The organism is Acinetobacter parvus DSM 16617 = CIP 108168, assembly GCF_000368025.1.
In the GTDB taxonomy this organism is placed as follows: Bacteria; Pseudomonadota; Gammaproteobacteria; order Pseudomonadales; family Moraxellaceae; genus Acinetobacter; species Acinetobacter parvus.
On record NZ_KB849210.1, the window covers coordinates 242,911 to 263,085 of the forward strand.

Here is a 20,175-nt window from a genome sequence, read left to right on the forward strand (position 1 = left end):
CTCCATATACACCAGAACGAATTGGGCGACAGATTAAAGTGATCTTAGCCCTAGTGTCTACGCAGTTTTTTAGCTATGATCAAGCTTCATTAAAACGATTGAATAAAATGGAGTGTGACGTGAAACCAGTTCGTCTGGCGATACTCGGTCTTGGTACTGTTGGTGGTGGAGCCCTTAAATTATTACAAGAAAATGCTGCTGAAATTAAACGCCGTACTGGTCGAGAAATTCAAATTACCCATGTGGGTACACGCCGTCCACGTCCAGACTTAAATCTTGAGGGTATTCAACAAAATGATGACCTGATGCACATCGTACGTCAACCTGATGTAGATGTCGTGGTTGAAGTCATGGGTGGCATTCATCCTGCCTATGAAGTCATCATGGAAGCCATTAAACATGGCAAGCAGGTGGTTACCGCAAACAAGGCTTTGCTTGCTGAACATGGCAATGAACTGTTTAAGGCGGCAGAAGACAATGCCGTACAGATCGCCTATGAAGCGGCGGTTGCTGGCGGTATTCCAATTATCAAGGTGATCCGTGAAGGCCTTGCAGCAAACCATATTCAATGGCTGGCAGGGATCATCAATGGTACAGGCAACTTTATCCTGACAGAAATGCGTGAAAAAGGCCGTGCCTTTGAAGATGTGTTAAAAGAAGCTCAGGAACTGGGCTATGCCGAAGCTGACCCAACCTTTGATGTTGAAGGCATTGATGCGGCCCATAAACTCACCATTTTAGCCTCTTGTGCTTTTGGTATTCCGCTACAGTTTGACAAAGTCTACACCGAAGGCATCAGCAAGATTACCGCACAAGATGTGAAATATGCAGAAGATCTTGGTTTCCGCATCAAGCATTTGGGTATTGCACGCCGTGCAGCCAATGGAATTGAGTTACGCGTCCATCCAACATTGATCCCATCCGAAGAACTGATTGCCAATGTCAATGGTGTTAAGAATGCCGTTCTTGTGCAAGCTCATGCAGTTGGTCCTACGTTGTATTACGGTGCTGGCGCAGGTGCAGGTCCAACCGCTTCTGCGGTGGTCGCCGATGTGATTGATATTGTGCGTGATATTTCCTATACCGAAGATGGTGCAGGAACGATTCCTCAACTGGCATTTGAAGCACTCACCAATGTGCCAATCCTCAGCCGTGAGCAAATGACCACTGGATACTACATTCGCCTCAATGCCGAAGACCAGACGGGTGTATTGGCCGATGTCACCACCATTCTCAGCCGTGCGGGGATCAGTATTGATGCCATTATGCAGCAATCACGCTTAAAGGATTTAATTCCGATTGTGATTTTGACTGATCCAGTGCTTGAGTCCAAGATGGATGAAGCGCTTGCACAAATTCAGGCATTACCTACAATTCATGGCGAAATCATCAGAATTCGTTTAGAATCGCTCGATAGTTAATCAGGTTGAGGGAAAATGACTTCCCTCTCCCCGCTCTACCTCATATTGGAACACCATCATGTCGAATGCCAATCGTTATACTGGTCTTGTAGACCGTTATCGTGACCGTTTACCTGTGTCTGCAACTACACGTGCAATCTCTTTGGGTGAAGGTAATACTCCACTAATCAAACTAGAGAACATTCCACGTATTATTGGCAAAAATGTTGAAATCTATGTCAAATACGAAGGTCTGAACCCAACAGGTTCATTTAAAGACCGTGGTATGACTATGGCGGTGACCAAGGCAGTTGAGGAAGGCTCTAAAGCGATTATCTGTGCCTCTACAGGTAATACTTCAGCAGCGGCGGCAGCTTATGCGGCCCGTGCAGGCATCAAGGCATTTGTACTCATTCCAGAAGGCAAGATTGCCATGGGTAAAATGGCACAGGCGATGATGTATGGCGCGATCACTATGCAAATTCGTGGTAACTTTGATGATGGTATGCGTCTGGTTAAAGAAGTGGCTGATCAGGCACCTGTCACCATTGTAAATTCAATCAACCCGTATCGTTTGCAAGGTCAAAAAACCATTGCCTATGAAATCGTGGAAGCTTTAGGTCGTGCACCTGACTATCACTGCTTGCCCGTCGGTAATGCAGGGAATATTACTGCACACTGGATGGGTTATACAGAAGCAGTTGCAAACCAGCCTGCTGACCAGTTTGAACAAGTGATCTATGATGCATCAACTGATCAATTTACTGGCCCTAAACCAGAAGGTTTACCGACCATGGTCGGTTATCAAGCTGCTGGTGCTGCACCATTCTTACGTGGCGCGCCTGTAGAGAATCCAGAAACTGTTGCAACAGCGATTCGTATTGGTAATCCACAGAGCTGGAACCATGCCAAAGCGGTGGTACGTGACTCTAAAGGCTGGTTTGACGAGTTACAGGATGCTGAAATTCTTGAAGCGCAACGCTTACTTTCAATGTATGAAGGTGTGTTTGTGGAACCTGCTTCTGCTGCCTCTATCGGTGGCGCAATCCGTGACATCAAGGCGGGTAAAATTGCTGAGGGTTCTGTGATTGTATGTACTGTGACAGGTAACGGTTTGAAAGATCCTGATACTGCAATCAAGCAATGTGCTGATGCAGTCATGTTGTCAATCGATGCCACCATGGCCCAAGTGAAAAATTCAATTCTTTCAAATATGTAAGCTATCATTGATAGATCAAAAAACCTGCTACGGCAGGTTTTTTTAATCTTCAGGCGTTAAGATTCTTTTTTCATTTCCTTAAACAGTTCAGCCCGCTGCTCATCACTTAAGTCCAGTTCTTCTGCCAACTCTTGAATGAGTTCTTCAACAAGGGCTTCGGCATCAAAGTCTTCACCCTCTTCTTCGTCTCCCCAGTCATCTTCATCATAGCTATACTGCTTGGCCAATTCTTTTTCAATCGTTTGAATTTCTTCTAGGCCAATTTCTTTAATTTCAAACAAAGGCTGCTTCAATAGCGAATTCACAGCATACAATGCTTCATCTTGCCAAGCATCAATGACAAGAGTTTGTTTTGCTTCATCATAACTTAAACCAGATTGTGCACTAATCATTGCCTGCAATAAAATCGGTTGCGCTGAAAGTTCTTCTAAGCTACCTTTTAGTTCAATTGCTGAATAATCATAATCAGCAAAAATATGCTCAACTTTAGATTTAAAAGCATCTAAACTTTCTGAATATATTAAACCCGCAAAGCATTCATCATGTTCCTCAACCCATCGTTGTTTTTTTACAGACCATAAACCATAAAATTTGACTTGATTTTCGAATTCAACCAATTGGAATTTTTGCATTCCAGCAAGCTGAATAAATTCAAAGGTATCATCGTCACTTAAACTTACTGGTAATACATCGTCAGAGATATCCCCTGCTTCGCAGATATGTTCACCACAACGTGAATATACGAAATCATCTAATTGCTGCAATAATGCTTCATCAGCATCAAAAAGGGATTCAACTTCATGTAATGCAAAATCACGCGCTCCATCTATCTCAAGTTTTTTATAAGCTAATTCAGCCTGTTGTTTATTATCAAAAACATTAGCAATACGATTGCCAGCTACGTAGAAAGTTTCATCGTTATAACCAAAGTATTTCTCACGAATCACATAGCTGCCCATGTTGTTCCCCTAATTTATTTATCACTCAATTGTTTGTTTTTTCTGATGTAAAACTTAAGCACTGTAAAGCCAGTGTTATGATTTAACATTAACTGATTTTTATTTTAAAAACCAGTATCATGCGTTGATACAAGACAAATTATGTCGCTTCATTTTGGCATAAAAAAACTCTTCTTGATGAAGAGTTTTTATTTTAAAAACTGATCTACGCAGTATTAAATACGTTTTGGCAGTGTTGCAACCCAATTCAATAGATTGGTAGCATCATTGGTACGTGCCTGTGAACTGGATGCACCAAGCAATACCACAACCGCTGGACGCGAATTTACTGTGGTGTGCATCACCACACAACGCCCTGCCTCATTGATATAACCTGTTTTTGACAGGTTAATGTTCCAGCCACCATTACGCACCAAGGCATTGGTATTGTTTGACTTCAACATACGATAGCCTAGATTGAAGTCATAGGCTGGCGTGGTAGAGAACTGACGAATCAAGCCATATTGTGAAGCTGCACTGACTAGAATGCCTAGATCACGTGCTGATGAAATATTATGAGGGTCCAGCCCCGTTGATTCAGCAAAACGGGTAGAGCTCATACCTAATTGCTTTGCCTTAGCATTCATGGCTGCAATAAAGGCAGGACGGCCACCTGGATAGGTACGAGCCAAAGCGGCTGCCGCAGGATTTTCAGACTTCATCAAGGCAAACAACAATGCTTCTGCACGGTTCATTGTGTCGCCAACACGCAGGGTTGAACTGGAGTTTTTGCCACCTGCACCCGCAAAATCAATGGATTGCAATGTAATTTCTTCAGACATATTTAAACGTGCGTCAGCAGTCACAACGGCTGTCATCAGTTTGGTAATTGACGCAATTGGCACAGACATGTTGCTGTTTTTGCTGTACAGCACTTCACCCGTTTGCGCATCCATCACCAGCGCAGCGCGGGCATTGACTGAAGGCTGGCTACTATAATTGCTGCTGTTGCTAAAAGTGTCGCGAATTTGTACAGTATTTTTAGGGCTACTCGACGATGTAATGGTTGCAGAACCACCACTGCGTAAAGTTGTGGTCACAGAGGTCGAGCCTTGCGGACTGATCTCTAATGAATCATCATCTTGCATCAATTGGCTTGCATCACTTGCAGACCAATTTAACGAAGCTGAAGAACTATTCGCACTTGTAGAGGCTGGATTGTTATTTACAACCAGCTCAGCATAACTTGTTGAACTAAGCGCCAACAAAATAGACATGCCCAACACATGTATGACAGATTTTTTAGATTTTTTCACGACACAATACTCAACTCAGGACGCTGCACATTTGCGCTTACTATCATTATGCCTTACATTTGAACAAATCGGGTAAAGCTTTTATAGACACAATTGTGTACAACTATTCGCTAGAAACGGAGAATAGGATTGCTAATTTTGTCGTTTCAATGCAAGCTCATTTTGCTTTATGTAACAAAAAACCAGTTTTTCTGAAAAAAAGGAGGTCTTCTTGATCACTGTTCTCGTTGTTGATGATCATGAGCTCGTACGCACAGGCATTTGTCGTATGTTGGAAGACCATCCAGATGTTGATGTTGTTGGACAAGCTGAATCTGGAGAAGAAGCGATTGCTTTAGTTCGATTAAAGCATCCTCAGGTTGTACTATTAGATGTCAATATGCCTGGCATTGGTGGCGTAGAAACAACACGTCGCCTGTTACAAACCGCACCTGAGACTAAAGTGATTGCTGTCAGTGGTTTAGCGGAAGAACCTTATCCATCGTTGTTATTAAAAGCAGGTGCAAAAGGTTATATCACCAAAGGTGCGCCTATTTCAGAAATGGTACGTGCCATTAACAAGGTGATGCAGGGCGGTAAATATTTCAGTGCCGATATTGCTGAACAGCTTGCGAGTTCTTATCTTTCAGATACGCAACAATCACCTTTTGACGCACTTTCTGAGCGTGAAATGCAAGTCGCAATGATGGTGGTTAATTGTATTAGTGCTCAAGAAATTGCAGATAAACTGTTTGTTAGTGTTAAAACCGTAAATACTTATCGTTATCGTATTTTTGAAAAACTGGGAATTGATAGCGATGTCAAGCTTACCCATCTTGCGATTCGATATGGACTCATTAAACCTTAATCTTTAGTCATCGCCTATGTTGGGACAAATTGCCTCCTCTGTATCACAGACCATCTATCGACTAGGGATCTGGTATAGTGGTTATCGCCTGATTATTTCAGTCAGCCTGATCCTGATTTATGTACTTACCGCAGAACAACTGGGCAACAACTATCAATACCCCTTTCTGTATTTTTATACACTGCTGTGTTATACCTGCATCAATATTTTCCAGCTCTTTTTACTGAAACTGCTTCCACTGCAAATCACCAAGCAACTGATCTTTGTCTTTATTGTTGACGTGATTTGCCTGAGCCTAATTACATTTTCAGCAGGTGGGCCAAACCTCCAGCTTAGCCTGCTCTACGTTATTATTATTTTTTCATCCGCCATTCTGCTTAATGCCCAGTTATCCTTAATCGTCACGCTGTTCGCGGTAATTATGGTGGTTTACCAGCGTTTTCTTGGCAACTTTTTTGACTACAATAATTTAAATCATCTCGGCAATAGCGCTCTCCTTGCCTTTCTATTTTTTGTGGTGCATGCGATTGGCCGTATTGCAGTGCAACGCTTTAAAATTCTGGAAACCTTAACTTTCCACCAATCTATCGAGATCCATCAACTCCAGAACATTAACCGCTATATTCTCGAACAGATCGAGGATGGTTATCTGGTGCTGGATGAAAGCAGCCATATTGTACTCAGCAATCCCGCCGCCAATACCCTGCTGGGTGTTCATTTTCCTATTTCGGCGGAAAAAACACCACTGATCAAATGGCAGGCCGACCTGTTCGAATTGATCAGGCTCAGTGACCTGAAAGATGGTGAGGAATTTAGTTTTGAATCCCAACAAAGCCCTTATACCGTCAATATAAAGGTTAAGCACCTCGTCGTTCCTGAACAATTCCTCATTTTATTGATTTTAAAAGATGCACAGAAACTTAACCAGCAAGTCCAGCAATTGAAACTGGCGGCCTTAGGACAGCTCTCCGCCAGTATCGCTCACGAAATTCGCAACCCTCTGGCTGCAATTGTACAGGCCAATGAACTGCTCAAGGAAAGTGATGCCCATCAACAGGACATGCTTTCACGCATGATTGGCAAACAGGCCAAGCGGATTGACAGCATCATTCAGGATACGCTGGAAATGGCACGCAACAAGCCGACAGAGGCACAGGTCATTCACCTGACTGATTTTTTTGGTAGCCTACTCAATGAAGATTTGGCTGATGTAAAACAACAGATTCAGCTCAATCTTCCTGAACGAGCCAGTATCCTGTTTGATGAAAAACAGTTGAGGCAGGTCATGATCAACCTGATTCGCAATGCATTGAGACATAATGCCGCAGATGCGGAACATATTGAGGTGCAGGTGCATTTAAAAGAGGGGCGAATCTGTATTGATGTCATTGATTTTGGTACAGGCGTGGCAAAACGCGATATTTCTCAGCTATTCAAGCCATTTTTTAGTACCGCAATTAAAGGAACTGGTTTAGGATTGTACCTATCTCATAGCTTTTGTGAGGCAAATCATGCAAAGCTCACCTATGTTGAGCGACAACAAGGAGCATGTTTCAGGATTGAATGCTCAAAAATTCATTGATTTAGATTAGGTTTTCGGGGAAATGGCAACTAAACAACCACTCGTCTTGCTGGTAGACGATGAAGAAGACTTATGTCTCCTCATGCAAATGACGCTTGCACGAATGGGGATTAAAACCCATCTCGCCTATCGTGTAGAGCAAGCAAAAAAGTTTTTTACTGAATTTCAGTATGATGCTTGTTTAACAGACCTAAACCTTCCAGATGGTAATGGTCTCGATTTAGTCAAACACGTAACACAGAACTATCCCAATACACCGATTGCGGTACTAACTGCCTATGGCAATATGGATATTGCTATTGCGGCATTGAAAGCGGGTGCATTTGATTTTGTCAGTAAGCCTGTCAATCAAACACATTTAGACCAGTTGATTCAAAAAGCGTTAAATCGCCCACAACCTGAACAGGAAGCAGCTGAAACAGCTTTAGAAAATAAATTACTGATTGGGCGATCGGCACCAATTCAACAATTACGTATCGCACTCAAGAAAATTGCCCGTTCTCAGGCACCTGTATTTATCACGGGCGAGTCTGGAACAGGTAAGGAAGTCGTTGCCAATCTGGTTCATCGTCTAAGTAACCGTAGTGAAGGGCCTTTTATTGCAATTAACTGTGGTGCCATTCCAACCGAATTGATGGAAAGTGAACTGTTCGGACATAAGAAAGGCAGTTTTACAGGTGCGGCACAGGACAAACAGGGCTTAATTCTGTCAGCACATGGTGGTAGCTTGTTTCTGGACGAGATCGCAGAACTACCACTCAATATGCAGGTCAAATTATTACGTGCCGTACAGGAGAAGAAGATCCGCCCTGTCGGCTCAGACCAAGAAATTGATGTTGATTTCCGTGTGATCAGTGCCAGCCATCAGGATCTTGAACTTCTGGTTCAACAAAGCCGCTTCCGTCAGGACTTATTTTTCCGTATTCACGTCATGGATATCGTGCTGCCACCTTTGCGTGAGCGTGGCCAGGACATTCTCCTGCTGGCGAATCACTTTATCCAGAAAATTAGCCAGGAATGGGAACTCCCTGCAAAAACCCTGTCTTCTCGTGCAGAACAATTCCTGTTACAACAATATTTCCCAGGCAATGTGCGTGAGTTACGCAATATCATTGAACGCGCCATCACCCTCAGTGATGACGAAAATATCGATCTTGCACACTTGCAAACAGCCCCATTACGCGGCTCAATTGCGACTCCTGTCACCATGCCCTTTGCAACGCAGGAAGAGAATGAGCAGGTTCATCCAAGCACTAGCCCTGCAATGAGTTCTAAAAAACTTCCGCCTGAAGGACTGGAACGCTATCTAGAAAATATTGAGAAAGAAATCCTGCTCAATGCACTCAATCTCACGCACTGGAACCGTACTCTGGCGGCCAAGAAACTGGGCATGACGTTCCGCTCTTTACGCTATCGTTTGAAAAAATTTGGACTCGATACTGAAGATGATGAGTAATACGCTGATCTAAAAATAAAGCCCCTTTAAAAGGGGCTTTATTATGTTAAAGCTTACTTTTCAGCACCAGTTCAGTGACATGTTCTAAATAACTGTCCTCTTTCATTTCTGGTGGCAAGGGATAGGTCTGGTTTGGCTGAATCCCCTGTCCCTCAATCATGTTGCCATTTGGGGTGTAATAATGCGATACCGTCATTTGCAGGGCTGCGCCACTTGGAAGTGGAAACAGTTTTTGTACCACACCTTTACCATAACTGTTCTCCCCAATCACCCATGCCCGTTTATGTTCTTTCAGGGCTGCGGTAAACACTTCAGCCGCTGATGCAGAACGGCGGTTGATCAAAATCCCCAGTTTAATATTCTGAAACTCATTGGAGGGCAATGCCTGAAACTGCTGATCACCCTCGGAACGGCTTTTTGTGGTGACAATGAGTCCCTGATTCAAAAATAAGTCTGCTGATTCAACCGCAGCGGAAAGCAGTCCACCTGGATTATTGCGTAAATCCAGCACAACCGCCTTTAACTTGGTTGAACTGTATTCCTCAATCAGTCGTTTGATTTCATTGGCCGTATCTTGCTGGAATACCCGAATTTTGAGTACCAGTACCTGATTATGTAATAAAACAGGTTTAATATCGGTTTCAACTTTTTTATTCCGAACCAGAATGATGGTGCTATTGCTGTTTTCAGGTTGTATTTGCAGGGTGCTGCCAATCGATCCATAAAGTAAACCCTGCACTTGATCTTGATTCAGGCTCTTTAATTCCTGATTGTCAATTTTCAGGATGGTTTGCCCATTACGCAATCCCAGCTTATTGGAATCCGACCCTGTTTTGAGGTCATGAATCTGCCATAAGCGGGTAAAGCTGTCATAATTTAAATTAAAATCAACAGAAGCTAAATCACCCTCGGTATATTGAATCAGCTGGCGATATTCCTCAGCAGACAGATAACGGGAATAGCGATCCAGACCACTGACCAATCCCTTAATGGCCTGCTGGAACAGGGCATCATCAGATTTTTTGTCAACATAGTTGTCCCGTACAATGCCATAGATTTGTACAAACTGTTGAATTGACTCAATTGGCACTTCGGCGCTGCTATGCGATGCAGTCTCATCCACCCAGCCCGATGGATGTGGGCTTGGTGCTGCATATAGGATATGCCCCCAACACATCAACAACCCTGCATATAAAGCCCTGTAAATGTTGTTGTGCTGGTTCATTGGTTCACCTTTCTAAAGAAGCTCTTCTTTTAAAAAGACGAGCTAAGGGAGATTTATTCTAAAGTAATTAAATTCCTGCCCTGCATTTCTGGCGGTACAGGAATCTGCATCAAATGAAGCAGTGTTGGCGCAACATCTGCCAAAACCCCACCCTCAGCAATGGTTGCCTGCGTTGGCCCAACATAGATAAATGGAACCAGTTCAGTAGTGTGCTGGGTATGAACCTGTCCACTGTCGTAGTCCTGCATTTGCTCTACATTACCATGATCGGCGGTAATTAACATATGCCCTTTGTTTGCCATGACAGCCTCATAGACACGTCCCAAACAGGTGTCCACTGTCTCAACCGCTTTTACCGCAGCGTCAAACACGCCCGTATGCCCCACCATGTCGCCATTGGCATAGTTCACCACCAACAGGTCAAACTCACCTGAATTAATGGCATTCACCAGTTCATCAGTGACTTCTATGGCACTCATTTCAGGTTTCAGGTCATAGGTTGCCACGTTTGGGGATGGAATCAGGATACGCTTTTCACCTGGATATTCATCTTCACGACCACCACTAAAGAAGAACGTGACGTGGGCATATTTTTCAGTTTCAGCAATACGCAACTGGGTTTTACCTAAACCAGACAAGTATTCACCAATGGAATTTTTAAGTTCTTCTGGCATATAGGCCACAGATGCATCAATGCTGGCCTGATAACGGGTCAGCATCACAAACTTTGATAGCTGCGGAACAACTTTACGTTCAAAGCCTGCAAAATCTTTTTCAACAAAGGCACGGGTGATTTCACGGGCACGGTCAGCACGGAAATTCATAAATACAATGCTGTCACCATCCTGTACCTTGACGGTTTCACCAATACGGGTTGCTCGAACAAATTCATCGTTCTCATCCGCCGCATAGGCCTGTTCCAATCCCTCAAGCGCAGAATTGGCAACACGGATTGCCTCACCCTCGGTCATCAAGCGATAGGCTTCTTCAACACGGTTCCAGCGATTGTCACGGTCCATTGCAAAATAGCGGCCAATCATTGAGACAATACGCCCCTGATTTGGGTATTGGGCAAACATAGCATCCAGTTTTTGCAGCGATGGCTTGGCACTGCGTGGTGGTGTATCACGACCATCGAGGAATGCATGTAGATATACTGTTGCACCACGTTTTAGCGCAAGCTCACACATGGCAACGATATGGTCTTCATGCGAGTGTACACCACCCTCTGACAACAACCCCATCACATGCACTGCACCATGGGCTGCCTTGGCTTTTTCCACCGCATCCACCAGTACTTTATGCTCAAAGAAATCACCAGTACGAATGTCCTTGGTAATACGGGTAAAATCCTGATACAGCACACGACCTGCACCCAGATTCATATGCCCCACTTCTGAGTTGCCCATCTGTCCATCAGGTAAGCCCACATCCTCACCAGAGCCAGAAATTAAACTATTGGGATGCTTGGCTTTCATGGCGCTGAGGTTTGGCGTTTTTGCCGCCAGATAAGCATTGCCCTCAACCGCTTCACGATGTCCCACGCCATCCATAATGACCAGAACGTGAGGAATTTTGCCAGCATTTACATCCGTCATAATGGACTCTCTGTTTGTCTATCATTTGATCGGCATAGTTTACCGAAATTTGATAAATTTCTCCATGATCTTGCAGACGCTTTAATCAATAATGATTATCAATTCAAACTATTCAGACTTCTAGCGTGCGCGATAGAGCAAATAACTCCCTGCCGCAAACATCAACAGGATTGGCAGCAAGACAAACCACGCTGGAGATGGCGCATACACCAGACTGGCATAGCCCAAAAAGTCCTGTAAATAAAAAAAGCCCAATCCTGTAAATAATGCAATTACGAGACGGAAACCCATCGACTGCTGACGCAATGGGCCAAAAATAAAGGAACAGGCGATCAATACCAGCGTAATCAGGGCAAAGGGTGAAGCAACTTTTTGCCAGAATGCCAATTCATAGGTTTTTGGCACCTGACTATATTCTTTCAGGTAGTGCATAAAACTGATCAGTTGGCTTGGCGATAAATCCTCTGGGTCCAGCGTCACCATATGTACATATTTAGGCTGTAATGCCAGTCCCATTGGCTGTTGCTCATGATCAGTCTTGATCGCATTACCCTGAGCCAGTAAATCGATCTGATGCGACTCTTTTAAAGTCCACTGCCCATCTTTGACAAACTGCCCTTGTTCGGCACTGACAAAAGACTGCAAACGGTAGTTTTGATCGAAATCAATGACATTAATATCACGAAGTTGTCCCTGGGCATTGGCATAGCCAATATAGATAAAGCGCTGCCCCTCACGTGACCAATAGCCCTTTACCTCACCCAAGGATGCGACACTACGCTGTGTTTTAATGCTCTGCGCCTTTTCATTGGTATATGGGATCACCCATTCACTCAAGGCAAACGACAGGATGATCAGCAATAAAGCTGAACGCATTACCCAACCCACAATGCGCCATAGGCTGATGCCCACTGAACGCATCACAATCAGCTCACTATTGGATGCCAATGCCCCCAGCCCTAAAACCGAACCAATCAATGCCGCAACAGGCAGGATCTCATAGAGATAGCGCGGCGCACCCCACATCACAAACAGGAACGCCTGCCATGCGTTGTAATCGGGCTTAAGTGAACCCAGCTCACCCAGATAGGTAAACAACACCTGTAGAAAAGACAGTACCAGTGTGGTTCCCAGCATGGCGAGAACCGTGGTTTTGGTGACATGTCTGGCGACTATTCGACGTGCTAACATCACAACCCCACTCGCTGCATACTTTTCTTGATTTTGGGTGCCAGCTTCTGTTTACGGGCAAAAATTGCCGCAGCACCTGCATATACCAACAACACCACTGGATAGGCCCAGATATCTAGCTGTTCCTTACTAATCCGCGTTTTAATTGCGATCATCAACACAATCAGGCTGGCAAAAATAAATATAGATGGAATAAGACGATAATATCGGCCTTGGCGTGGACTGACTTCAGACAAGGCCACGGTCAGCATCAGGGCAATCACCATGACCAATGGACCAAAAATCCGCCAGCCCAGCTCACTCCGCACCACGGAATCATCGCGCTTTTGCCATAGCTTGCTCATCGGCAATGCTTCCACATCATCACTTTCAAATTTGACATCCTTATCATTTTCCAGACGTAAACGATAGGACTGAAACTCGGCTTGAGTATATCTAGGCTGGTTTGGATAGATTTCGTAGCGACGGCCCTGAACCAGATCAACCACATTGGCGGTATCATTGGCCATTTCCACACGGGTGGCTTCTTTCGCCAGAATCATCACATCAGGCTTATCTTCCCGATCCGCCTTTTGGTAATAAAAAATATCCTTTAAATTCTTACGGTCTTCCGAAAGCGAACCTGCATAAATGGTATATGGCCCAGAAGAGATAAACTCCTTTGGTCGAACCAGATCAAAGCCCGCACGCACAGCCTGAGTCTGCATCAGGCTTTTATAGGCGCGTATTCCCGAAGATGCTCCCCAAAACATCAAGATAGACTGAACAATCAAAAATACCAGGGTCATTGGTAATAAGAGTCGTGCCAACTGGTTGCGGCTCACGCCACTGCCATTCAACACCGCCATTTCATGATCGACATACAGACGACCAAACACCAGCATCAGGCCAATAAAAAAGCCCAATGGCAGGATCAACGTTAAAAACTCAGGCAAACGATAGGCAATGATGCTCAGCAGGACATCACCGTCCAAACGACCCTGTGCAGCACGTCCAAAAATCTTGATCAACTGACCGCCCATAATGATTAGGGTGAGCAAGGCAGTCACCACCAGCGAGGTGGACACCACTTGTTTGACGAGGTAACGCCGAATAATCAAGGTAATGCTTCCAGATAGAGTCAGTCGAAAGGAAACTGTAGTTTACCCGAATGTTAAAAATATAAAACCTATCGCTTGTTGCCGATTGCAACCTCATATCCGAAAGTGTTTAATGGACTTATCTTTCTTTTTTGTCCATTAGGTTCGAAACAGACAATGAAATTTACACTGCAAACTGCATTTCCAGCACAAACATCAAGTGAATCTTTGTGGATATTGGTTGATTCAGAACAATTACAACAGAATTTAAATGCTTATCAAATCAACCAGCTAGATGACATTCTCAATGCCACTCAGTTTAAGGCGGGTTTTAATGAAAGCCTGCCGTTAATTGCCAATATTGCGGTACAGCCAAACGCCCAGCTACTGGGTCTTGGGAAAAGTGCAGAATTAAAAGCTATTAAATTAGCAAAACTCGCACAATCCATTATCAAATCATCACAAAATAAATTTAAGCACATCACGCTAGACATTTCGGCGTTACCGACTGATTTACATGGATTGTTTGCCTTGAACCTGACACAGGCAGCTTATGGCTATGATGCATTTAAATCCAAGAAGAATGAATTTGTGTTGGAAAGCATTGATCTGGTTGCAAGCGAAAGCCCACTGAATGATGCCCAACTCAACCTGATTCATGCAGTTCAGTCAGGTCAAAACTATGCGCGCGATTTAGGCAACTGCCCGCCGAATCTTTGTTTCCCAGAATATCTTGCTGATCAGGCCCTTGCCCTTGCCGCACAATATCCAGACCTACTCAAAGTCACGGTACTGGATGAGCAGCAAATGGCTGACCTGGGCATGTATGCTTTCCTTGCCGTCAGCAAAGGCTCAGAACGTCCAGGGCGCGTGATCACGTTGGAATACAATACCCAGGTAGATCAGGCACCTGTGGTACTGGTCGGTAAGGGCGTGACTTTTGATACAGGCGGTATTTCACTCAAACCAGGCTTGGGTATGGATGAAATGAAGTTTGATATGTGTGGTGCGGCCTCGGTACTGGGTACAATCCGCGCATTATGCGAAGCCCGACTGCCAATTCATGTGGTCGGTGCGGTTGCTGCGGCTGAAAACATGCCATCAGGGCATGCCACCCGTCCAGGTGACATCGTGACCACCATGAGCGGTCAAACCGTTGAAATTCTGAATACTGATGCCGAAGGCCGCCTTGTACTTTGTGACACACTGACCTATATCAAACGCTTCAACCCTGCCCTTGTGATTGACATTGCGACGCTGACAGGTGCATGTGTGGTGGCGCTAGGCAAAGTCGTCAGTGGGCTATTCTCTCCAGATGATGAACTGGTACAAGAATTACAACTTGCTGGCGAACAATCACTCGACCGTGTATGGCGTATGCCTGTGATGGAAGAATATCAAGAACTCCTTGATTCACCATTTGCCGATATTGCCAATATTGGTGGTCCTTATGGTGGTGCAATAACCGCAGCATGTTTCCTTGAACGTTTCACTCGTGATTACCGCTGGGCACATCTTGATGTGGCTGGTACAGCATGGTTATCTGGTGCAGCTAAAGGTGCAACTGGACGCCCAGTACCATTACTGATGCAGTTTTTAGCGAATCGTGTTGAAACGAATAACTAATCTATGGCACAAGTTAGTTTTTATTTGTTTGAAAACAGCGTTGAGCGGCAAGTTGATAGTGCTTGCCGTTTATGTCGAAAAATTCTGAATCAGCACCCACAGATTTGGTGGTATTGTGTTGATTCAAATTTACAAAATGAGTTGGATAACAAGCTATGGAGTTTTGATTCAAGTAGCTTTATTGCTCATGGAATTGATCAATTGAATAGTCCAGTGTGTATTTCAGCTGAATTACCGCCATCGAATGATTGGATTGTATTTAATTTTAACAATCATGCACTTGAACAAACTCAGGATTTTCGCCACATTATCGAAATTATTGAAAATAATGAAACCGCGAAACAGGCTGGTCGGGAAAAGTTTAAAATGTATCGTCGTTTGGGTATCGAACCTCGAACATTTAAATTATAAGTCTGCAACAAAAAGCATCATTTTGAGGAGTGTCGCGTGGCATTAAATGTAGGTCAGGATTTTAAAAAACGCTGGTTAAATGCACCTGAAACAGTCCGCCAGACTTATCAGGAAGATTTGGCACGTATCTGTGATCTACTGTTACCACAAACACAAATCCAAACATGGATACAACTCGAAGAAAAAGCTCAGCTACGCTCTCAACAACGTATTGATCAGGCCTATGCCGACTTAAAGGCAGAATTGATCGAACAGGCACGTATCCGCAAACAGCAGGCTTTGGAAAAGGCATTGGCGGAAAAACGTGCTGCCGAGGCGGCTTATGCAGCACAGCTACAGGCAGATGAAGAACAGCAGTTTGAACAGCAAACTGAAAATCTTGTTGCTCTTCGACAACACATTGATCAAGAAATTGCACAACACACTGAACGTTATCAACCAAATCCTGAACAACCAAGTATTGATTATGCGCAGGCTCAACGTGTTAGGATTGATGACCAACAAATCTTATTTGAGCTGGAAAGTGTCCGTGTTCGACTGGAACTGGAAGCGGAAAGTTTGATTGAACAAGCAGTCACAGTTTTTAGAGCAAAATTACATGCGATTGCGCAAGACGAAATAGAATACATTCTGAAAAATAGTCAATTTTCAGATGAAAAATAATAAAAAAGCCCAGTTTAAACTGGGCTTTTTTATGTTTCATTTTTTATTTTAAGAAACCGTTTTCAGCCAAAAATGCCATACTGATGTTTGACTCAGTTTTTTGTTCCGCTGCTCTATCACCCAACAATAAGCGCTCGATATAGCGTGCCAGCACATCAACCTCTAAATTAACTTTTGTACCAACTTGCCATGTGCCAATATTGGTACGCTCAGCCGTATGTGGAATTAAATTCAAGCTTAGAATATTGCCACGTAGATGGTTAATGGTCAGACTAATCCCATCGACAGTTACAGAACCTTTTTCAGCTAAATATTTTGCCAATTCAACAGGTGCTGTTACTTCAAAATATAATGAACGTGCGTCTTCTCGAACGACTGTAATTTCTCCTAGACCATCAACATGTCCACTCACAATATGTCCACCAAAACGTGTTGTTGGCAACATTGCTTTTTCGACATTGACGGATTGACCTACTTTCCATTGACCTAAAGTCGTTCGATTTAAGCTTTCACGAGACACATCTGCAGCATACCAATTGCTTCCCCACTCGATCACTGTGAGACAAATTCCATTAGTCGCAATTGAATCACCTAAATGTACATCAGACATATCCAAATCAGTTTGAATACGTAGACGTACATCACCGCCTACACTTTGTAAGCTCTCAACCTTACCTAAACTTTCAATAATGCCTGTAAACATAAAATCTCTCCTAACGCCTCTTTTACCACAAGGCCAATTGGGTACTATTGCCTGTAGTATCCACCCCACCCAATTCAGCAAAGTGATACAACTGTCCTAAAAGCTGTCGCAAAGGTGGACCAGACTTGGCATGGGTATCGGTAATCACGATAAATTCAAGTACCCGTGCCCGTTCAGACTGACGTTGTTTACTGACCCGATAGCGAGGAACATCCTGAGTCAGCAATGTGACCTTGCCGCGTTTTAAATTGGCGGTCAGCAGGTCTTTCGGTTCAATATTTCCATCAGTCGAATAACTGGTCAAAATATAGCGGGCATTAATGGTTTCCAATAACTTCTCATACGCCTCTCTGGCATATTTGGATGAGTTATATTGACTTGGACGCTGTTTACGCCAGGCACGGTCAATGCCACTCTTAAAGCCTTTGGTATCAGGTGGTGGCAGATCAACCTGATCCCATAAAGTCAGTGCATTGAGCACATGGTAATTACTGCTATAGGCGTGCTGATTATAGGGTGGATCAAGATAAGCCACATCCACCTCAAAACCACTCATTTGATTGGCCAGATGTTGGGCATCCACACACCACATTTCAGCCGCAGGACGCTTCGTATCGCCAATCTCACAGAAACGGCTTGGGGTCAGCCACAGTAAGGATTCAATCCGTTCCAGTGCTGTTTGGGTCTTACCCCCCCAGCCCTGATGGAAGCTTTTGAATACGCCACTGGTATTACTGACAAAGCTTGCCGAATACAGCAATGGTGCTAGTAATGCACTCATTTCCACATCATTGATTGCACCCTGTGCCTGCCAGGTTGCGATTTGCTGACGAATCGCATCAATCCGCATGCCATTACGGCGTTTAAAGAACAAACGGTCACGTGCTGCATCATAGATATCATCATTGCGCGGACAGAGGTTGTGCGTGACCCAGCCCTTAACCTCGGGCAGACGGTTGAGATAATCAATGGCCTTTTGATAGCCACCCAGTTCCTTAAAAGCAGGCGCATCAACACAGGCCAAAATGGCATGGTTCAAGGCATGGCTATAGGGTTCCCAGTCATTGGCGATCACACGATAGCCATTCTGGCGTGCCAAACGCGAGACCACACCACTCCCCGCAAAGAAATCAGCAAAAATCGGTGGGTTCTTTTTCCTGCTATTCAGTGTTTCCGTAATCTCAAGCGCCTCCAAAATAAGGTGCAATAGACGACGCTTATTACCAAGATAGGGAACGAGCTGATGGAAAAGATATTCGTCAGTGGTACGTGCCGCGTGCCGACGTTTGTGATAAACCGATGGTTCTGGATTCATATCATCTCTTGGATAGGGAACAATCTCAGGCGAATGTCTTGCCCAAGCTGGGTGATATCGACCAACTCAAACCGCAGTTGCTCTGCCATTTGGCTAAATTCAGCATTGAACATTGCACGGGCAGATTGACCAAGTAAGGTGGGTGCAACGTAACTGATCACTTCATCAACCAAACCCTGCTGTAAAAAGGCGGTGGACAACGTTGCGCCAGCCTCAACCAATACATCATAAATTTGGTATTGTTGAGCCAAGGCCTGCAATAATTGATTTAAAGGTTGCGGCGACAATTGTATCACGCCTAAATCGGCAAGTTCCTGACGAAATGGAGTCATCACCATCACTGTTTCAGGATTTTGTAATATCTTGGCAACAAGTGGCAACTGTCCCTGACGGTCTAACACGATACGTTTGGGTTGTACCACGGTCTCAATATCAATATTGTCCAAGGAACGCACATTAAGTTCGCAGTCATCTGCCAGTACTGTTTGAATGCCCGTAATCACTGCACCAGAAACTGCACGCCAATGCTGTACATCCTGCCGCGCGGCCGGGCCTGTAATCCATTTCGATTCACCCGACGCCATCGCGGTACGTCCATCCAGACTGGATGCAATTTTTAAACGCACATACGGCAAACCCGTAGACATCGCTTTTAAAAAGCCCAAATTGAGCGTTTTCGCAGTTTCTACACAAATTCCTGTTTCAACTTCAATACCCGCTGCTTGTAAAATTTGAACGCCTTTTCCCGCGACTAATGGGTTTGGGTCTGAACAAGCGACCACGACTTTCTTCACCTGAGCTTTAACCAATGCTTCGGCACAGGGAGGTGTTCTGCCGTAATGCGCGCAGGGTTCCAGGGTCACATAAGCTGTCGCGCCTTTAGCATGTTCGCCCGCTTGGCGAAGTGCAAAAACTTCTGCATGCGGCTGCCCCGCCTTAGGATGGAACCCCTCTCCAATCAGTTGATCGTTCTTGACAAGGACACAGCCCACATTCGGATTTGGTTTTGTTGAATATTGTCCAAGCCGAGCCAACTCAATGGCACGTTGCATCCAATATTGATCTTGGGATAAATGATTTTGCGTGAACTCAGACATGATTTCTCTAACTCAGGCTTCATTTTCACGTTGTTGCATTTGCTCAATCTGACGACGAAATGCTTCAACATCCTGAAAATCTTGGTAAACAGAGGCAAAACGGACATAGGCGACATGATCCAGCGCAAACAGTGCCTGCATGACAATCTCACCAATGGTTCTCGACTTCACATCCCGCTCACCCAGACGGCGAATCTGCGACTGAATATCACTGAGCACCGTTTCAATTTGTTCCTGGGTCACAGGTCGCTTTTGCAGCGCATGCATCAATGAGCGGCGGAGTTTTTCCTCATCAAAGGGTTCACTTTTTCCATCTGATTTAATCACACGCGGCATCACCACTTCATAACTCTCAAAGGTGGTAAAACGCTCCCCGCAAACAACACACTCACGGCGACGGCGAATCTGGCAGCCTTCGGCGGCCAGACGGGAGTCAATCACTTTACTATCAGCAGCGTTACAAAATGGACAATGCATAGTGGCGCAGTTATTTATCACTTTGCTTAAGT

18 protein-coding genes are annotated in these 20,175 nt (G+C 44.5%); 8 read left to right on the top strand and 10 right to left on the bottom strand.

Annotated elements, in window-relative coordinates:
• The first annotated feature begins 119 nt into the window (after positions 1-119).
• A complete protein-coding gene (locus F988_RS01830) occupies positions 120-1,421 on the top strand; it encodes a homoserine dehydrogenase (protein WP_004674291.1) in 1,302 nt (433 codons plus the stop codon).
• 58 nt (positions 1,422-1,479) lie between these two features.
• Positions 1,480-2,619, top strand: a complete 1,140-nt coding sequence (gene thrC / locus F988_RS01835) for a threonine synthase (protein WP_004680764.1) — start codon at positions 1,480-1,482, stop codon at positions 2,617-2,619.
• Between the two features lie 56 nt (positions 2,620-2,675).
• On the opposite strand, the gene F988_RS01840 is transcribed toward thrC, so the two are convergent.
• Positions 2,676-3,578, bottom strand: coding sequence for a hypothetical protein (locus F988_RS01840; protein WP_004680765.1), 903 nt, complete (start codon positions 3,576-3,578; stop codon positions 2,676-2,678).
• Positions 3,579-3,793: 215 nt separating this feature from the next.
• The gene (gene pbpG, locus F988_RS01845; protein ID WP_004680766.1) at positions 3,794-4,873 is read right to left on the bottom strand and encodes a D-alanyl-D-alanine endopeptidase PBP7/8; all 1,080 of its coding nucleotides are present in this window, start codon (positions 4,871-4,873) and stop codon (positions 3,794-3,796) included.
• A 211-nt stretch (positions 4,874-5,084) separates the two neighbouring features.
• Between pbpG and gacA the strand changes: the two genes are divergently transcribed.
• From gacA to F988_RS01860, 3 genes are read left to right on the top strand one after another with little or no spacing between them, the layout of a single operon-like run.
• Positions 5,085-5,720 (top strand): response regulator transcription factor GacA, encoded by a 636-nt coding sequence (gene gacA / locus F988_RS01850; RefSeq protein WP_004680767.1) that lies wholly within the window; start codon positions 5,085-5,087, stop codon positions 5,718-5,720.
• 16 nt (positions 5,721-5,736) lie between these two features.
• Positions 5,737-7,302, top strand: a complete 1,566-nt coding sequence (locus F988_RS01855; protein ID WP_004680768.1) for a sensor histidine kinase — start codon at positions 5,737-5,739, stop codon at positions 7,300-7,302.
• 22 nt (positions 7,303-7,324) lie between these two features.
• Entirely contained in the window at positions 7,325-8,758 is a 1,434-nt protein-coding gene (locus F988_RS01860; protein WP_004680769.1) for a sigma-54-dependent transcriptional regulator, read from the top strand.
• A gap of 46 nt (positions 8,759-8,804) precedes the next feature.
• Here F988_RS01860 and F988_RS01865 read toward each other — a convergent pair whose 3' ends face one another.
• The 4 genes from F988_RS01865 to lptF form a co-directional block, all read right to left on the bottom strand.
• Complete coding sequence (locus F988_RS01865) at positions 8,805-9,983, bottom strand: S41 family peptidase (protein WP_004680770.1); 1,179 nt, start codon at positions 9,981-9,983, stop codon at positions 8,805-8,807.
• A 53-nt stretch (positions 9,984-10,036) separates the two neighbouring features.
• Positions 10,037-11,581: a 2,3-bisphosphoglycerate-independent phosphoglycerate mutase gene (gene gpmI / locus F988_RS01870; RefSeq protein ID WP_004680771.1), complete on the bottom strand. Its 1,545-nt coding sequence runs from the start codon at positions 11,579-11,581 to the stop codon at positions 10,037-10,039.
• Positions 11,582-11,701: 120 nt separating this feature from the next.
• Complete coding sequence (gene lptG, locus F988_RS01875) at positions 11,702-12,772, bottom strand: LPS export ABC transporter permease LptG (protein ID WP_004680772.1); 1,071 nt, start codon at positions 12,770-12,772, stop codon at positions 11,702-11,704.
• Positions 12,772-13,872, bottom strand: coding sequence for an LPS export ABC transporter permease LptF (gene lptF, locus F988_RS01880; RefSeq protein WP_004680773.1), 1,101 nt, complete (start codon positions 13,870-13,872; stop codon positions 12,772-12,774). Before lptF ends, lptG begins: the two co-directional genes overlap by 1 nt.
• 156 nt (positions 13,873-14,028) lie before the next feature.
• Between lptF and F988_RS01885 the strand changes: the two genes are divergently transcribed.
• Genes F988_RS01885 through blhA form a run of 3 tightly spaced genes read left to right on the top strand, consistent with a single transcriptional unit; the run spans position 14,029 to position 16,551 of the window.
• Positions 14,029-15,477, top strand: a complete 1,449-nt coding sequence (locus tag F988_RS01885; protein WP_004680774.1) for a leucyl aminopeptidase — start codon at positions 14,029-14,031, stop codon at positions 15,475-15,477.
• 3 nt (positions 15,478-15,480) lie between these two features.
• Positions 15,481-15,888, top strand: a complete 408-nt coding sequence (locus tag F988_RS01890; protein ID WP_004680775.1) for a DNA polymerase III subunit chi — start codon at positions 15,481-15,483, stop codon at positions 15,886-15,888.
• Between the two features lie 36 nt (positions 15,889-15,924).
• A complete protein-coding gene (blhA, locus tag F988_RS01895; RefSeq protein ID WP_004680776.1) occupies positions 15,925-16,551 on the top strand; it encodes a cell division protein BlhA in 627 nt (208 codons plus the stop codon).
• Positions 16,552-16,594: 43 nt separating this feature from the next.
• Here blhA and F988_RS01900 read toward each other — a convergent pair whose 3' ends face one another.
• From F988_RS01900 to nrdR, 4 genes are read right to left on the bottom strand one after another with little or no spacing between them, the layout of a single operon-like run.
• Positions 16,595-17,254: a riboflavin synthase gene (locus F988_RS01900; RefSeq protein ID WP_004680777.1), complete on the bottom strand. Its 660-nt coding sequence runs from the start codon at positions 17,252-17,254 to the stop codon at positions 16,595-16,597.
• 22 nt (positions 17,255-17,276) lie between these two features.
• The gene (locus F988_RS01905) at positions 17,277-18,569 is read right to left on the bottom strand and encodes a DNA adenine methylase (RefSeq protein WP_004680778.1); all 1,293 of its coding nucleotides are present in this window, start codon (positions 18,567-18,569) and stop codon (positions 17,277-17,279) included.
• Positions 18,566-19,666 carry a bifunctional diaminohydroxyphosphoribosylaminopyrimidine deaminase/5-amino-6-(5-phosphoribosylamino)uracil reductase RibD gene (gene ribD, locus F988_RS01910; protein WP_004680779.1) on the bottom strand — a complete coding sequence of 367 codons (1,101 nt, stop codon included), beginning with the start codon at positions 19,664-19,666 and terminating at the stop codon, positions 18,566-18,568. Before ribD ends, F988_RS01905 begins: the two co-directional genes overlap by 4 nt.
• A gap of 12 nt (positions 19,667-19,678) precedes the next feature.
• A complete protein-coding gene (nrdR, locus tag F988_RS01915) occupies positions 19,679-20,143 on the bottom strand; it encodes a transcriptional regulator NrdR (protein WP_004674250.1) in 465 nt (154 codons plus the stop codon).
• Positions 20,144-20,175: the final 32 nt, after the last annotated feature.

Excerpts from the sequence above, each read along its gene's own strand:
- thrC (WP_004680764.1), top strand. The coding sequence starts at position 1,480 with ATGTCGAATGCCAATCGTTATACTGGTCTTGTAGACCGTTATCGTGAC.
- F988_RS01840 (WP_004680765.1), bottom strand. The coding sequence starts at position 3,578 with ATGGGCAGCTATGTGATTCGTGAGAAATACTTTGGTTATAACGATGAA.
- F988_RS01855 (WP_004680768.1), top strand. The coding sequence starts at position 5,737 with ATGTTGGGACAAATTGCCTCCTCTGTATCACAGACCATCTATCGACTA.
- F988_RS01860 (WP_004680769.1), top strand. The coding sequence starts at position 7,325 with ATGGCAACTAAACAACCACTCGTCTTGCTGGTAGACGATGAAGAAGAC.
- F988_RS01865 (WP_004680770.1), bottom strand. The coding sequence starts at position 9,983 with ATGAACCAGCACAACAACATTTACAGGGCTTTATATGCAGGGTTGTTG.
- gpmI (WP_004680771.1), bottom strand. The coding sequence starts at position 11,581 with ATGACGGATGTAAATGCTGGCAAAATTCCTCACGTTCTGGTCATTATG.
- lptG (WP_004680772.1), bottom strand. The coding sequence starts at position 12,772 with ATGTTAGCACGTCGAATAGTCGCCAGACATGTCACCAAAACCACGGTT.
- F988_RS01885 (WP_004680774.1), top strand. The coding sequence starts at position 14,029 with ATGAAATTTACACTGCAAACTGCATTTCCAGCACAAACATCAAGTGAA.
- F988_RS01890 (WP_004680775.1), top strand. The coding sequence starts at position 15,481 with ATGGCACAAGTTAGTTTTTATTTGTTTGAAAACAGCGTTGAGCGGCAA.
- F988_RS01900 (WP_004680777.1), bottom strand. The coding sequence starts at position 17,254 with ATGTTTACAGGCATTATTGAAAGTTTAGGTAAGGTTGAGAGCTTACAA.
- F988_RS01905 (WP_004680778.1), bottom strand. The coding sequence starts at position 18,569 with ATGAATCCAGAACCATCGGTTTATCACAAACGTCGGCACGCGGCACGT.
- ribD (WP_004680779.1), bottom strand. The coding sequence starts at position 19,666 with ATGTCTGAGTTCACGCAAAATCATTTATCCCAAGATCAATATTGGATG.
- nrdR (WP_004674250.1), bottom strand. The coding sequence starts at position 20,143 with ATGCATTGTCCATTTTGTAACGCTGCTGATAGTAAAGTGATTGACTCC.